Annotated in this window: 15 protein-coding genes; 13 read left to right on the top strand and 2 right to left on the bottom strand. The window is 61.0% G+C overall.

Features of this window, described 5'->3' with window-relative positions; translation table 11 throughout:
• The first annotated feature begins 11 nt into the window (after positions 1–11).
• The 9 genes from murI (at position 12) to rsmI (ending at position 9208) form a co-directional block, all read left to right on the top strand.
• The gene (gene murI, locus ACQRD3_RS05035; protein WP_080907337.1) at positions 12–830 is read left to right on the top strand and encodes a glutamate racemase; all 819 of its coding nucleotides are present in this window, start codon (positions 12–14) and stop codon (positions 828–830) included.
• 126 nt (positions 831–956) lie between these two features.
• The gene (locus ACQRD3_RS05030; RefSeq protein WP_080907338.1) at positions 957–1403 is read left to right on the top strand and encodes a DUF1934 domain-containing protein; all 447 of its coding nucleotides are present in this window, start codon (positions 957–959) and stop codon (positions 1401–1403) included.
• 81 nt (positions 1404–1484) lie between these two features.
• Entirely contained in the window at positions 1485–3233 is a 1749-nt protein-coding gene (gene argS, locus ACQRD3_RS05025; RefSeq protein ID WP_080907339.1) for an arginine--tRNA ligase, read from the top strand.
• A gap of 312 nt (positions 3234–3545) precedes the next feature.
• Entirely contained in the window at positions 3546–4826 is a 1281-nt protein-coding gene (locus ACQRD3_RS05020; RefSeq protein ID WP_080907340.1) for a glycosyltransferase family 2 protein, read from the top strand.
• A 581-nt stretch (positions 4827–5407) separates the two neighbouring features.
• Positions 5408–6328 carry a hypothetical protein gene (locus tag ACQRD3_RS05015; protein ID WP_427780206.1) on the top strand — a complete coding sequence of 307 codons (921 nt, stop codon included), beginning with the start codon at positions 5408–5410 and terminating at the stop codon, positions 6326–6328.
• Between the two features lie 175 nt (positions 6329–6503).
• Positions 6504–7130 carry a CatA-like O-acetyltransferase gene (locus ACQRD3_RS05010; RefSeq protein ID WP_427780204.1) on the top strand — a complete coding sequence of 209 codons (627 nt, stop codon included), beginning with the start codon at positions 6504–6506 and terminating at the stop codon, positions 7128–7130.
• A complete protein-coding gene (locus ACQRD3_RS05005) occupies positions 7127–7732 on the top strand; it encodes an NUDIX hydrolase (RefSeq protein WP_427780202.1) in 606 nt (201 codons plus the stop codon). Before ACQRD3_RS05010 ends, ACQRD3_RS05005 begins: the two co-directional genes overlap by 4 nt.
• Positions 7729–8358: a tRNA1(Val) (adenine(37)-N6)-methyltransferase gene (locus ACQRD3_RS05000; RefSeq protein ID WP_427780200.1), complete on the top strand. Its 630-nt coding sequence runs from the start codon at positions 7729–7731 to the stop codon at positions 8356–8358. Before ACQRD3_RS05005 ends, ACQRD3_RS05000 begins: the two co-directional genes overlap by 4 nt.
• Before the next feature lie 16 nt (positions 8359–8374).
• On the top strand, positions 8375–9208 hold the full coding sequence (gene rsmI / locus ACQRD3_RS04995; protein WP_427780199.1) for a 16S rRNA (cytidine(1402)-2'-O)-methyltransferase: 834 nt from the start codon (positions 8375–8377) through the stop codon (positions 9206–9208).
• Positions 9209–9403: 195 nt separating this feature from the next.
• On the opposite strand, the gene ACQRD3_RS04990 is transcribed toward rsmI, so the two are convergent.
• Positions 9404–9646, bottom strand: a complete 243-nt coding sequence (locus ACQRD3_RS04990; protein WP_080907346.1) for an AbrB/MazE/SpoVT family DNA-binding domain-containing protein — start codon at positions 9644–9646, stop codon at positions 9404–9406.
• 198 nt (positions 9647–9844) lie between these two features.
• On the opposite strand from ACQRD3_RS04990, the gene ACQRD3_RS04985 reads away from it, so the two are divergent.
• The 3 genes from ACQRD3_RS04985 to cysK all read left to right on the top strand — a co-directional run bounded on the left by ACQRD3_RS04985 (position 9845) and on the right by cysK (position 11935).
• Entirely contained in the window at positions 9845–10423 is a 579-nt protein-coding gene (locus ACQRD3_RS04985) for a spore maturation protein A (RefSeq protein WP_427780197.1), read from the top strand.
• Positions 10424–10425: 2 nt separating this feature from the next.
• Complete coding sequence (locus ACQRD3_RS04980) at positions 10426–10947, top strand: nucleoside recognition domain-containing protein (RefSeq protein WP_080907348.1); 522 nt, start codon at positions 10426–10428, stop codon at positions 10945–10947.
• 70 nt (positions 10948–11017) lie between these two features.
• A complete protein-coding gene (gene cysK, locus ACQRD3_RS04975; RefSeq protein ID WP_080907487.1) occupies positions 11018–11935 on the top strand; it encodes a cysteine synthase A in 918 nt (305 codons plus the stop codon).
• 92 nt (positions 11936–12027) lie between these two features.
• On the opposite strand, the gene ACQRD3_RS04970 is transcribed toward cysK, so the two are convergent.
• Entirely contained in the window at positions 12028–12456 is a 429-nt protein-coding gene (locus tag ACQRD3_RS04970) for an Rrf2 family transcriptional regulator (RefSeq protein WP_080907350.1), read from the bottom strand.
• A gap of 306 nt (positions 12457–12762) precedes the next feature.
• Here ACQRD3_RS04970 and aroF point away from each other — a divergent pair, with 306 nt between their 5' ends.
• Positions 12763–13779 carry a 3-deoxy-7-phosphoheptulonate synthase gene (gene aroF / locus ACQRD3_RS04965; RefSeq protein ID WP_080907351.1) on the top strand — a complete coding sequence of 339 codons (1017 nt, stop codon included), beginning with the start codon at positions 12763–12765 and terminating at the stop codon, positions 13777–13779.
• Positions 13780–13803: the final 24 nt, after the last annotated feature.

Here is a 13803-nt window from a genome sequence, read left to right as displayed (position 1 = left end):
GGGAGAGGGGCATGGACCAGAGACCCATCGGGGTATTCGATTCCGGAATGGGGGGACTCACCGCGCTGCGGGTGCTGCGGCGGATCCTGCCGGGGGAGGATCTCATCTATTTCGGTGACACCGGAAGGGTGCCCTACGGCAGCCGGGGACGGGACACGATCCTGCGCTATGCCAGGCAGGATGTGGCCTTTCTGCGCTCCTTTGATCTGAAGGCGGTGGTGGTGGCCTGCGGCACGGTCTCGGCCAACGCGCTTGCGGAGCTCACTGTGGAAAACGACCTGCCCTTCTTCGGCGTGGTCACCCCCGCGGCCCGGGCGGCGGTGGAACGTACCCGCAACGGGGCCATCGGCCTCATCGGCACAGCGGCCTCCATCCGCTCGGGGGCCTACGAGCGGGAGATCGGCGCGCTGGACCCCGGGGCACGGGTCTTTGCTGCCCCCTGCCCCCTGTTTGTCCCTCTGGTGGAGAATGGGCGCTTCCGGGCGGAGGACCCGGTGGTGAATTTGGTGGCGGAGGATTATCTGGCGCCTCTGCGCGAGGCCGGAGTGGACACCCTGGTGTTGGGCTGCACCCATTATCCGCTGCTGGCGGAGGCGATCGGGAAGGTCATGGGGCCGGAGGTGGCTCTGGTGGATTCGGGGGCGACCTGCGCCGACCAGGCGGCCCGGAGTCTGGCCGAGCAGGGGCTTCTGGCCCAGCGGGAGCAGGGGTCCTGCCGCTTTTTTGTCAGCGACTCCACAGAAGATTTTGCCCGTCTGGCCTCCATCTTCCTGGGCGGAGGAGTGGATGGCCCGGTGGAGCGGGTTGAGATCCAAAAATACGGGAAATAGGCCGAATTTCCTGGGGATCACTCTTTACACGAAACAAAATCACATGGTATAATAGCCCCGTCGCATTGCGCGTTGGCGGGCCGTGTGATCTCACATCTTATTTTTCGCTGCGCGAGGTCGAAATTTATGGCTGAAAACAACGTTATCATTTCCATTCGGGGCCAGCAGGCCTTTCAGGACGCCGATGAGGAATCGGTGGAGCTGGTCACCGAGGGCCTGCTCTGCCGGGACCACGACGCCTATACCCTGAGTTACCAGGAGAGCGAGATCACCGGCCTGGGAGGGACCCTTACCACCTTCCAGATCGAGAAGGACTGTGTGACTCTGATGCGGGTGGGGGAGGTCAACTCCCAGATGGTCTTTCAGGAGGGCCGCCGGCACCTGTCCATGTACGAGACCCCATACGGCAATCTGGCCGTGGGGATCAGCACCCGCCGGATGCGGGCCGCCATCGATGACCGGGGCGGCGATATTGAGATCGACTATAACATCGAGATCGACCACAAGGTGGCCGGGATGAATCTCTTTCAAATCAGCGTGCGGGAGAAGAAGCGTTCGCTGATTTCCCAGTGACAGCACGGGGAAAGGAATTCGCAAAAGAGGAACCGGGGCGGCGGGACTCGCCTGTCCCCGGAGAAAAAGGAGAAATTACCTATGTCCAATCTGATCCAGGCCGCCCGGGAGCAGGTGTCGGCCCTCACCCAGAGCGCCTATGAAAAAGCCGCTGCCGCGGGGCGGCTCCCGGCGGGGGCGGAGATCCGCTCCAAGGTGGATATCCCCAAGGACGTCAGCCACGGGGACTATGCCTCTTCCTTCGCCATGGCGGCTGCCCGGGCTCTGGGCAAGCCCCCCCGGGAGATCGCCCAGGCGCTGCTGGAGCACCTGGAGTTGGACGGCACCTATTTTGACAAGGCGGAGATCGCCGGGCCGGGCTTTCTGAATTTTACTCTGGGCAAAAAGTGGTTCGGGGAGGTTCTGGCCTCGGTGGAGTCCGAGGGCAGCCTGTACGGCCAGAGCGACGTGGGCCGGGGCGAAAAAGTGATGGTGGAATTTGTCTCCGCCAATCCCACCGGCCCCATGCACATGGGCAACGCCCGGGGCGGCGTGCTGGGAGATACGCTGTCGGCCGTGCTGGAACGGCTGGGCTACGACGTGTGGCGGGAGTTCTACGTCAACGACGCGGGCAACCAGATCCACAAGTTCGCCACCTCCATCGACGCCCGATACATGCAGATCCTCCTGGGGGAGGAGAACGTCCCCTTCCCCGAAGAGGGCTACCACGGTGAGGACATCAAGGAACTGGCCCGGGCCATTTACGCGGCCCACGGGGACAGCTGGAAGGAGCTGCCTGAATCCGAGCGCCTGGAGCGCATGGCGGAGTACGGCCTGGGCGTGAACATCCCCAAGATGAAGAGCGACCTGCTGAAATACGGCATCGAGTATGACCGGTGGTTCCTGGAGTCCTCTCTCCATGAGTCTGGTGCTGTGGCTGCCACAGTGGCCGAGCTGACCAGCCGGGGCTGGACCTATGAAAAGGACGGTGCCCTGTGGCTCAACACCACCCAGCTTCTCAAGGAGAAGTTCCTGCGGGAGGGCAAGACCCAGGAGCAGGTGGACAAGCTGGAGCTGAAGGACGACGTGCTCCGCCGGGCCAACGGCTTCTATACCTACTTTGCCGCCGATATTGCTTACCACAGCAACAAGCTCAAGGACCGGGGCTACCACACCGCCATCAACATCTGGGGCGCCGACCACCACGGCCATGTAGCCCGCCTCCAGGCCGCCCTGGACGGCCTGGGGCTGGACGGCTCCCACCGGCTGGTCATCGTGCTCATGCAGCTGGTGAACCTGCTTCAGGACGGCAAGCCAGTACGGATGAGCAAGCGTTCCGGCAAGGCCATTGCCCTTCACGATCTGCTGGATGAGATCAGCGTGGATGCCGCCCGGTTCTTCTTCAACAACTCCAAGCCCACCAGTCCCCTGGACTTTGATCTGGACCTGGCGGTGCGCCAGGACAGCGACAACCCCGTCTACTACGTCCAGTACGCCCACGCACGCATCTGCTCCCTGTGCGCCAAGATGGCGGAGGAGGGAATGATGGTTCCGGCTGCCGGAGACGTGGACGCCTCCCTGCTGTCCGGCAGCGAGGAGCAGGCCCTCATCAAGGCGCTGGCCCGGTTCCCTGAGGAGATCCGCATCGCGGGGCGGGACTATGACCCGGCTCAGATCAACCGCTATCTCATCTCCCTGGCGGGAGATTTCCACCGCTTTTACAACGCCGACCGCATCAAGGGGGAAGTCCCGGCGGTGGCGGAGGCCCGGCTCAAGCTGGCTGACACCACCCGCTCCGTCCTGGCCAACGGCCTGGCACTGATCGGCGTCACCGCGCCGGAGCGGATGTGAGAGGGCCCATCTGTACAGATTCGCGGCCCGTTCCGAAGGAGGAACGGGCCGCTTGTTTTTTGCACGGACTTTCCGGGAGGATAAAAAAACAGAGGTTGCTCAAGCGCGAAACATATATAAAATGACCAGAGAAAAAATCGGGGCGGGTGCGGAAAAAAGAAGGGAAACTCTGTCTGGAAACAGTCCCTTATAAATGAACTAAAAAGATTTTCTTAACGATCTCTTAATTCTCCGTTTTGACACTTGCAAATTGATTCCCAGGTGACTAAGATATGGATTGCAAAAAGAACGATAAAGATGGGAGGGATCCCCATGAGTATGATTCTCTTGATGAAGAGTTTTAACGCAGCTATCGGGTGGGCCGTTGCCATCCTGTACTGCTATCAGATGGGCTATCTGCTGCTGGGGCTGGTGCGCAGAAGGTGGAAAGACCGCCGTCCGCCCGTGACCCTACATCGCTATGCCGCGCTGATCTCCGCCCGGAACGAGGAAGGGGTCATCGGGGAACTCATTGCAAGCCTGAAACAGCAGAATTATCCGGCGGAACTGCTGGATATTTATGTGGTGGCGGACAACTGTACCGACGATACCGCGGGCGCCGCCGGACGGGCGGGCGCCACAGTCTATCGCCGCTTCAACCACAACGAAGTGGGCAAGGGCTACGCGCTGGACTATCTGCTCAAACGGCTGGCCTCGGAGGGCTTGGCCGACCGGTATGACGGCTATTTTGTCTTTGACGCCGATAATCTGGTGGATGGGAATTTCGTCTCCGAGATGAACCGCACCTTTGACCGGGGCGGACTGGATGCCATCACCTGTTACCGCAACTCCAAGAATTTTGGTCAGAACTGGATCACCGCCGGCTATTCCATCTGGTTTTTGCGGGAGGCCCGCTTCCTCAACGCACCCCGGATGGCGCTGGGCACCAACTGCCACATCTCCGGTACGGGGTTTCTTGTCTCTGCGCGCATCATCAAAGAAAAGGGCGGCTGGCCTTACCACCTGCTTACGGAGGATATCCAGTTCTCCGCCGCGTGCGCCGCGGACGGCCACCGCATCGGCTACTGCGGCGGGGCCGTGGTCTATGACGAGCAGCCCACGACCTTCCGCCAGTCGTGGGATCAGCGGATGCGCTGGTCCAAGGGCTTTTATCAGGTGGACAGGAGTTATGCGCTTCCCCTTCTCCGCGGAATTCTCCGGGGCGGTCGCCGGGGCCTGGGCTGTTATGATATTTTCATGACTATCGCTCCGGGAATGCTGCTGGCGGTGCTGGGCGGTGCGCTCAACGGCCTGATCCTGTTGGCCTGCGTGTCTGCGCCGACCTTTGTGGTGGGACGTGTGCTGTCTCTGACGGGGCACTTCCTGATGGAGTGGCTGATTAACTTCTATCTCGGGATGTTCCTGTATGGAGTCCTCACAGTGGTCAGTGAATGGAAAGCTATCCGTGCCTCGTCCTGGCAGAAGCTGGCGTATCTGGTCACGTTCCCGCTGTTCATGCTGACTTATGTCCCCATCTCTGTTGCGGCCCTGTTCCAGAAGGTGGAGTGGAAGCCGATCCGCCACAGTTCCATGGCACAGATTGATATGGCTTGAGAAGAATTACATAGCTGAATTTGGAGAGCGGCGAAGAGAAATCTTCGCCGCTTTTTTGCGTTTTCAGGGGAGTGAGCACAAAACGGAAAAAGGGGCAATGAAAGATTTTAAAAATTACTGTAATGTAACCCCAAATACCTATACTGAAGGAACAAAAGAACCTTATGGGATCTAGATGGGATGAGGGGTGAAACAGTATGAGAGAAAAGAAGACCTGTAAACGCGGGCTGGCTTTGTTGCTTACTGTTATGCTGATGACTGCCTTGCTGCCTCTGGCGGCAATGGCAAATAGCGAAGGACTGACAGATCAGGATCAGCTTGCAACCAAGGATGCCGAAAAGTTTACGAGGGATGAAGAAACAGGCTTTTTCTCAAAGGATGAGTCGGGAGAATGGCTTGGAATTGCGGCTTCCGGCCACACTTTTTTGGCTGTCAAGCAAGGGCCTTGGAGTTTGATCTGGACGCCGGAGGAGCTTTCATCAGAGGAGCAGGCTGCTCTATGGAGCGCGATTACCACCTCCAGTGTGCAGCTTTCGCCTGGCAAAAAGGCATATTTTGTTTCCGGAGAGGGACCATTTCCTGTGGAGGAGAATAATGCCGGAACCTATTATGCGGCAGAAGTGGATGGGGAAGTCTATCTGCTGAGCGATGCCGGAAAGATCAGCCATTTTTACTATGGAGGATTTTCTTTTGACGATCCAACAGTGACCCCGGCCCCTGAGACGACGTTGACCCCGGCCCCCGAGACGACAGTGACCCCGGACCCTGAGACGACGGTGACCCCGGCCCCCGAGACGACGGTGACCCCGGACCCCGAGACGACGGTGACCCCAGACCCCGAGACGACGGTGACCCCGGACCCCGAGACGACGGTGACCCCGGCCCCCGAGACGACGGTGACCCCGGACCCCGAGACGACGGTGACCCCGGCCCCCGAGACGACGGTGACCCCGGATCCTGAGACGACGGTGACCCCGGACCCCGAGACGACGGTGACCCCGGACCCCGAGACGACGGTGACCCCGGACCCCGAGACGACGGTGACCCCGGACCCTGAGACGACGGTGACCCCGGCCCCCGAGACGACGGTGACCCCGGACCCTGAGACGACAGCGACTCCGGATCCGGCACCCACGGTGACCCCTTCCTCCAAGGATTCCGATCCAGGTCCGTCTGTCAGGCCCACTCCCCAGCCTCCGACGGCGCCGACCGTGCCGCCCGAGGTGATCCTAACCGAGGAGCCGGTTCCGGAAGGCTCTTTGCCGGAAGGGATCATTGAGGAGGAGAAGGTGCCCCTGGCTTCCGAGCCGGCCACTCTCCCGGAAGAGGAGATCGAGATCATTGACGAGGCGATTCCTCTGGGAAATCTTCCTCAGACCGGCTCCGTGGCAGAAGCCGCGAACCCAACTGTGACGGTGGGCATTTTGGCAGTGGCCTTCTCACTGGCGGCAGCGGGGGTCTATCTGTCCTTCGGGGATAAAAAGGAGAAAGAAGACGGCTGAGCCGGGAATGACCTTTGACAGGGCGTTTGCCGGAGCATTCAGGCCCCATAGATTTTCGGCGGTACCGGAAGTCTGTGGGGCCTCATTTCGCCCGGCACACGCGGGACGGATCGCGGTTGCTTTTCAGGTTGCCTTCGTGCTATACTGTGTCTGGTCACTTGGGGAGGAATGGAATGTGACGGTGGTGGATCGGGAAAGCTGGCCGCGGAAGGAACGTTATGAATTTTTCGCCGGTCTGGCCTGGCCCTTCTGGTCGGTGACTTTTCCAGTTGATGTGACGGGGCTTCATCGGTGGTGCCGTCGGCGGGGCGTGTCCTTTTACTATGCCATGGTCCATGCGGTCACACAGGCAATGGATGGGGTGGAGGCATTCCACTACAAGGACCGGGAAGGGAGCATTATCCGCCATGATACCTTGGTGCCCAGCTTTACCGATCTTCGACCGGGGAGTGAAGATTTTTATATCGTGACGATGGAGGCGGGAGCGGACATGGAGGCGTTTTGCCGCAAAGCCCGGGCGGCCAGCCGCACACAGAAGGAGTTCCTGCCCCAGGGACTCTGGCCGGAGGATCAACTGATCTATTTTACCTCTCTGCCCTGGCTTCCCATTACCGCACTTTCCAATGAGCGGGATTTGACGCCTTGGGATTCCATCCCGCGGGCAAGCTGGGGGAAATATATGCCGGACGGGGACGGGCGGGAGATGCTCTCCCTGTCTCTGGAGTTAAATCACCGCCTGCTGGACGGGATTCACGTCGGGCAATTTTATGAAAAACTAAACGGCATTTTGGAGGCTTTATGACCTATGGAGAACTGACGGACCGTCTGGCCCAAAAAAGCGGCACGGGAAAACAGCAGCAGAGCTATGCTGTTCTGGTGCCTGTGGTGGAAGAGCACGGGGAGCTCTCGCTTCTCTTTGAAGTGCGCGCGGCCTCGCTGCGGACACAGCCCGGGGAGGTCTGTTTTCCGGGCGGCGCCATCGAGCTGGGGGAAGATCCTGCTGGGGCGGCCCTTCGGGAGACGGAGGAGGAGCTGGGGTTGGGGGCATCCTTTGTGGAGCTTGGCCCGGCTCTCGGGCGGGAGCGCCACGCGTCTGGATTCTGGACGGAGCCTGTTCTGGCCCGCCTGAACTCCGGTTGGCGGGAGGCGATTCACCCTTCTCCCGCAGAGGTGCAGGAGGTCTTTACCGTTCCCCTGGACTTTTTCCGCCGCACACCGCCTGAAGTCTACCGCTGCGCGGTGGTCACCGTGCCGCCGGAGGACTTTCCCTCTGCCGCACTGGGCTTCCCCGAGGGATATTCCTGGCGGGAGGGGGCGTTTGAGGTTCCGGTCTGGTTTTGGGAAAACCGGCCGATCTGGGGACTCACCGCCCGTATCGTGCGTCGCCTGGCGGGGCGTCTGTGAGGGGCGGCGAAGAGCGCCTGGGGCGTTTCCGCTACCGCTGGACGGAAACATGCTTTCCGCTGGGCGGGGACAGTCTGGCTTTAGGGGAGTTCTGCACGCTTCGTCGGGGAGACTCTGTTCTGGACCTGGGCTGCGGGGCAGGGCTTTTACTGCTGCTCTGTGCCCGGCGGGAGGAGGGGTTGACCCTCACGGGGGTGGAACTTGATCCGGAAGCCGGGGAAACGGCCCGGGGGAATCTGGCTGAAAATGCCCTGGAGGGGCGCATCCTCACCGGGGACCTGCGGGAGGTACCGCTGCCCAGGGGTGTGGATCTGGTGATTTCCAATCCACCCTGGTATCCGGCTGGCTCCGGGGGCCTGGGAGGCCCGGGCCGGATGGAGGAAGGCTGCACACTGCCGCAGCTATGCCGGACCGCGGCGGGCGCGCTCCGGGGGAAGGGCCGCTTCGCGCTGGTCCACCGGGCGGAGCGGCTCGCCGGAGTGCTGGCCGCTCTGCAGGATGCCGGATTGGAGCCCAAACGGCTCCAATTTTGCCGCCATGCCCCGGACAAGCTGCCTTACGCAGTGTTGGCCGAGGGCGTGAAGGGCGGCAGGCCCGGTCTGACGGTCCTGCCCGATCTGATTTGAAAAGGAGGCCCTTTGGATGGCCGGAACGCTGTATCTGGTCCCCACCCCCATCGGAAATTTGGGAGACATCTCCCGCCGGATGGCGGAGACGCTGGGGGAAGTGGATTTTATTGCCGCCGAGGACACCCGTGTGACCCTGCGGCTGCTCAACCATATGGGACTGAAGAAAAGTCTCATGAGTTACTACCGGCACAACACGGCGGAAGCCGGCCGGCAGGTGCTGGATCGCCTGCTGGCCGGGGAGAACGGGGCTCTGGTCACCGACGCCGGGACACCGGCGGTCAGCGATCCCGGAGAGGACCTGGTGGCGCTGTGCGCGGAAAACGGAGTGGAGGTGGTGGCCGTCCCGGGCCCCTGCGCGCTCATCACCGCTCTGGCTGTTTCGGGGCTTCCCACGGCCCGCTTTACATTTGAGGGATTCCTGCCCATGAACCGGAAAAACCGCCGCGCCCTGCTGGACACGCTGGCGGCCGAGGAGCGGACCATGATCTTTTATGAGGCGCCGCACAAGCTGTCCGCTACGCTGGAAGATCTGGCGGCGGCCTTCGGTGGGGATCGGCGTGTCTCTCTCTGCCGGGAATTGACCAAGCTCCATGAGGAGGTCGACCGGACCACACTGGCCGGGGCGGTGGAGCGCTATCGGACGCAAGCGCCCCGGGGCGAGTTTGTGCTGGTGGTGGAGGGTGTCCGCCATATAGAGACAGAAGGAGCGACTATCGGGCAGGGGCTGGAGCGGGTGGGGGACCTTCAGAGTGGGGGGCTTTCCCGGAAAGACGCAGTTAAACAGGCGGCTAAAGAGTTGGGCCTGACCCGGAACGAGCTGTATGCGGCGGCTATCAAGGAGAGATAGAGGTTTTGTATTAAAACGTCGAAAGATGGGGAAAAATGTAGAAAGGTGCGGACATTGCTTTTGAAGCAATGTCCGCACCTTTTTCGGAAAGGCTGAGCCGAAACGCAGGAACGGCCTGCTGTGGCGGAATGACCATGGCACAAAGAGAGGGCCGCCGCAAAACGGCGTTCGGCCCCTTGGATCCTGAGCAAAAGATTACAGCGCACCCAACTCCCGCAGGCAGTTCCTGCAAATGGTCTTACCCTTGTAGTTGATCACATCGCTGGCGTCATCGCAAAAGACGCAGGCAGGCTGATACTTCCGAAGAACGATGGACGAGCCGTCCACATAGATCTCCAGGGAGTCCTTTTCCTCAATGTCCAAAGTGCGGCGCAGCTCGATTGGGAGCACGATACGCCCCAACTCATCTACTTTTCTAACGATTCCGGTTGATTTCACAGTTCTATCTCCTTTGATATTTGTTTCTGAAAATCTTAACGTAATTATAACATAGGATGTTAATTTGTCAATCAAAATTTGGAAAATTTAGAAGAAAATATTAGATATAATTTCAAATAACTGGAAATCAGTCGAGAAAAGGCATTGGTATAGCTTGGCCCACCGGTGCATAGGTTGGAGGGACAGGAGGGAAAAGCAATGGCAATGTCTTGGATTTGGACTGGAATGGTCGTTGTGTCCGTGGTATACGGACTTTGGTCTGGAAATGGATCGGCAGTGGCGGCTGCCGCAGTAGAGGGAGCCGCCGCTGCCATCCAGCTCTGCCTTACCATGGCGGGGGTGATGTGCCTGTGGATGGGGGTCATGGAGGTGATGAAGCGCTCCGGTTTGGCAGCGGGGCTTTCCCGGCTGCTGCGCCCCATTCTGTGCCGGCTCTATCCCGACTTCAAAAATGATCGGGAGACCATGGATGCCGTTTCAGCCAATGTCTCGGCCAATCTGCTGGGACTGGGCAACGCGGCAACGCCGCTGGGCATTCAGGCGGCCCGCCGGATGGCCAGGCGGACGCCGGGAAAAGCTTCGAACAGTCTGTGTATGCTGGTGGTCTGCAATACCGCCTCCATCCAGCTCATCCCCACCACGGTGGCCGGAGTGCGGCTGGCGGCGGGGTGCGCCGCGCCGTTTGATATTTTGCCCGCGGTATGGCTGGCCTCCGGGATCTCGGTATTGGTGGGGATCCTGGCGGCCAAACTTATGGGCAGTGTGTGGAGGGAATAGGGATGGATCTTCTTTTCGATATGGTGGTGCCCCTCCTCATCGCTTTTGTGGCCCTCTGGGGAATGGCCCACCGGGTGGACGTGTACGACGGACTGGTCCAGGGGGCGGGAGAGGGATTGGGCGTTCTGGTGAAGATCATTCCGGCCATGGTGGGGCTGATGACGGCGGTGTATATGCTCCGTGCCTCCGGTGTGCTGGAGCTGGCGGGCCGGCTGCTGGAGCCGCTGCTCACCCGACTGGGAGTGCCGCCTGAGACGGTTGGACTGCTGCTGGTGCGGCCGGTGAGCGGCAACGCCGCACTGGGAGTAGGGGCAGAGCTCATCTCCACCTATGGGGCTGATTCCACAGTGGGGCGTACCGCCGCCGTTATGCTGGGTTCCACTGAGACCACCTTCTACACCATTGCCGTCTATTTCGGCGCCGCCGGGGTCTCCAAGACGCGTTACGCCGTCCCGGCAGCTCTGTGTGCCGATATTGCCGCCTTCCTGGCGGCCTCCTGGGCCGTGCGGGTTTGCTTCGGTTAGAAAATGAGGTTGACAAAAGATGCGGAATGGAGTAAAATGCAAAAAACCTACAAGAAAGATGGGAATTAAAATGAACACTGCTTCCATTCTGACCGACCTGATCGGAAACACCCCGCTTCTGTGCCTGGGACGCTTTGCGCCGGACGGGAATGTGCTGGCCAAGCTGGAGTGCATGAATCCCCTCTCCTCCGCCAAGGACCGGGCGGCCCTCTATATGATCGACGGGGCGGAGCGCACCGGAAAGCTGACCCCGGGCGGGGTCATTGTGGAACCCACCAGCGGCAACACCGGTGTGGGCCTGGCTTACATCGGGGTGCTGCGGGGCTACCGGGTCATCCTTACGATGCCGGAGTCCATGAGTCTGGAGCGGCGGAACCTGCTCTCCGCCCTGGGTGCCGAGCTGGTGCTCACCCCGGCCGCCGAGGGGATGGCAGGGGCGGTCAGCGAGGCCAAGCGTCTGGCCGCTGATCTGCCTGGGGCGTGGATCCCGGATCAGTTCGGCAATCCGGACAACCCCAGGGCCCACTACGAGACCACCGGCCCCGAGATCTGGCGGGATACCGACGGCGGAGTGGATGTGCTGGTGGCCGGGGTAGGTACCGGCGGCACGCTCTGCGGTGCGGGACGCTACCTCAAGGAGCGCAAGAGCGGCGTGAAGGTGATGGCGGTGGAGCCTGCCGAGTCTCCTATCCTCTCCGGAGGGAAGGCCGGCCCCCACAAGATCCAGGGGATCGGCGCCAACTTTGTGCCGGAGAACTTTGACCGCGGTGTGGTGGACGAAGTCCTCACCGTGCCCGGTGAGGCTGCCCTGGCAGCCGGGCGGGAGCTGGTCCGGACCGAGGGGCTGCTGTGCGGCATCTCCTCCGGGGCGGCCGCCTATGCCGCCCGGGCGCTGGCGCAGCGCCCGGAGTTCCGGGGCAAGACCATCGTGGCGGTGCTGCCCGACACGGGAGAGCGCTATTTGTCCACCGAGCTGTTTCAAAAGTGAGCCGTTTTTCCATTTGACTGAAAAGCGACCGCCCCAACGGATCATCTCCGCTGGGGCGGTCGCTTTTGAAATTTCTCTTTGCCGGGACTGCGTCAGGCGGAGGGCCCACACTTTTCCTGATAGCGGGTCACCAGGTCGCCCAAAGTCATACCGTCCACCACCTGATTCACCGCCTGGCGGATCTTGGTCCACACTTCCACGGTGACGCACTGATCGATCCGATCGCAGGTACAGCCCTCCTCGGCACAGACAACGGGCGCCAGGCTGCCCTCCAGAACCCGCAGGATCTCTCCCACGGTGTATTCCTCCGGAGCGCGGGTCAGCAGATAGCCGCCTCCGGCGCCCCGGACGCTGCGCACCAGCCCGGCCCGGCTGAGCTGAGTGACGATCTGTTCCAGATATTTATCGGAAATGTCCTGCCGTTCCGCCACATCCCGCAGAGGGACGGGCTGGCCGGAGCTGGTGAGGGCGATGTCCAGCATCAGCCGCAGGGCATAACGCCCTTTTGTGGAAATCTTCATGGAGTGTCCTCCTAAATCCTGCTTTTTTTGTATGATATATATCATATCATATTTCTCTGAAATTACAAGCAAAAAAACACTTGACTTTCGTACAAAAAAGCGCTAAAGTAAACCACGGAAAGCAGGTGACAGATCGTGAATTTTGGGCTTTGGCACGGCTATTGCGATTCCTACCGCTATTATGATAGCGGTTTTTTGCCATGCCCATAACCGGATCTGTCGTTGCGTGAGAAGAGGACGCGGCAGCCCGATTTGGGCCGCCGCGTTTTTTGATGTGAAAACCGTTAAAGAAGGAGAGAAATCATCATGGTCGTCATTATGAAGCAGGGCTTTACCCAGGCGGAACTGGACCACGCCATTCAGGAGATGAGGAACGGCGGGGTCAAAGTCATGATCTCCCGGGGCAGCGAGACCACCATCCTGGGCGCCGAGGGCAACGCGCAGAACATTGATGTGGAAAAGATGGAGGCCCTTCCCGGTGTGGAGCGGGTCATGCGGGTCAGCGAGCCCTATAAGAAGGCCAATCGAAAGTACCACCCGGATGACACCGTGGTGGAGATCGTGCCCGGCACGGCGGTGGGCGGAAACAAACTGCTGGTGGTGGCCGGGCCCTGCTCGGTGGAGAGCGAGACCCAGATCACCGGCATTGCCCGGGCGGTGCAAGGCGCCGGGGCGGCAGCTCTCCGGGGGGGCGCCTTCAAACCCCGCACCTCGCCCTACTCCTTTCAGGGGATGGGCTACCAGGGGCTGGATCTGCTGGAGAAGGCCCGGGCGGCCACCGGACTGCCCATTGTCACCGAGCTTATGTCCACCGACGACATCGACTACTTCGCCGAGCATGTGGATGTGATTCAGGTGGGGGCCCGGAACATGCAGAACTTTGATCTGCTCAAGCGCCTGGGAAAACTCAACAAGCCCATTCTCCTCAAGCGGGGCCTTTCGGCCACCATCGAGGAGTGGCTCATGTCCGCAGAGTACATTCTGGCGGGAGGCAATCCCAACGTTATTCTCTGTGAGCGCGGCATCCGCACCTTTGAGACCTTCACCCGCAATACGCTGGATCTGTCCGCCGTCATGGCGGTGAAGCGGCAGTCCCACCTGCCGGTGATGGTGGATCCCTCTCATGCGGGGGGCCAGGCCTGGATGGTGGAACGCATGAGCCTGGCGGCCATCGCCGCGGGGGCGGACGGCCTGATCATCGAGGTGCACAACGACCCTATCCACGCCCTGTGCGACGGGCAGCAGTCCATCACGCCGCCCCAGTTCAGCGCGCTGATGGAGAAGGCCCGCAGAGTGGCCGAGTGCGTGGGACGCACGATGTAGCACGAAAGGATCGGAAGCGGGGAG

The organism is Candidatus Pseudoscillospira sp. SGI.172 (assembly GCF_050313575.1).
In the GTDB taxonomy this organism is placed as follows: Bacteria; Bacillota; Clostridia; order Oscillospirales; family Oscillospiraceae; genus Vermiculatibacterium.
The sequence above is the reverse complement of the archived record's forward strand: the minus strand, read 5'-3'. Positions and strand labels throughout refer to the sequence as shown.